The sequence below is a fragment of the Pseudacidovorax sp. DMC4 genome (assembly GCF_056314265.1).
Map to the genome: position 1 here is coordinate 1 of NZ_JBQUYR010000040.1, position 706 is coordinate 706.

At 64.4% G+C, this 706-nt stretch carries 1 protein-coding gene; it reads left to right on the top strand.

All coding sequences use genetic code 11. From position 1 onward, the window contains the following. Positions 1-706: IS5 family transposase (locus ACT54X_RS28775; protein WP_476350054.1), on the top strand; the 706-nt coding region annotated here is incomplete at both ends.

Genomic DNA, 706 nt, shown 5'->3' on the forward strand with positions numbered 1-706 from the left:
GCATCGCGCCGGAGAAACTGCTGCGCGCCATGCTCATCCAGGTGCTGTACAGCGTGCGCTCGGAGCGCCAGTTGATGGAACAGGTGCAATACAACCTGCTGTTTCGCTGGTTCATCGGCCTGTCCATGGACGATGCCGTGTGGGTGCCCACCGTGTTCAGCAAGAACCGGGACCGATTGATCGAGCATGACGCGGTGATCGAACTGTTCAGCCAAATCGTGCAGGACGCCCATGACAAGGGGCTGCTGTCAGGCGAGCACTTTAGCGTCGATGGCACGCTGATCCAGGCCTGGGCCGGTCACAAGAGCTTCGTGCGCAAATCCGATGCTGGCGACGCAGGCGATGACTCGGACTCGGGCAGCGACTCGGACGACTTTCGGGGCCAGCGGCGCAGCAACGCCACGCACCAGTCCAGCACCGATGCGGATGCCCGGCTGTACCGCAAGGGCAAGACGGGCAGCGAACTGCGCTTCATGGGCCACACGCTGGCGGACAACCGCCACGGGCTGATCGCCAACGCGATGGTCACCCGCGCCGATGGGCATGCCGAACGCGAGGCGGCCAAGACCATGCTCCAGGCGGCAGTGGAGGCGGCCGATGAGCACACGCTGAACATCACCGTGGGGGCGGACAAGGGCTACGACGCCAGGGAGTTCGTCAAGGAGTGCCTGGACATGGGGGTGACGCCGCATGTGGCACAGAACAC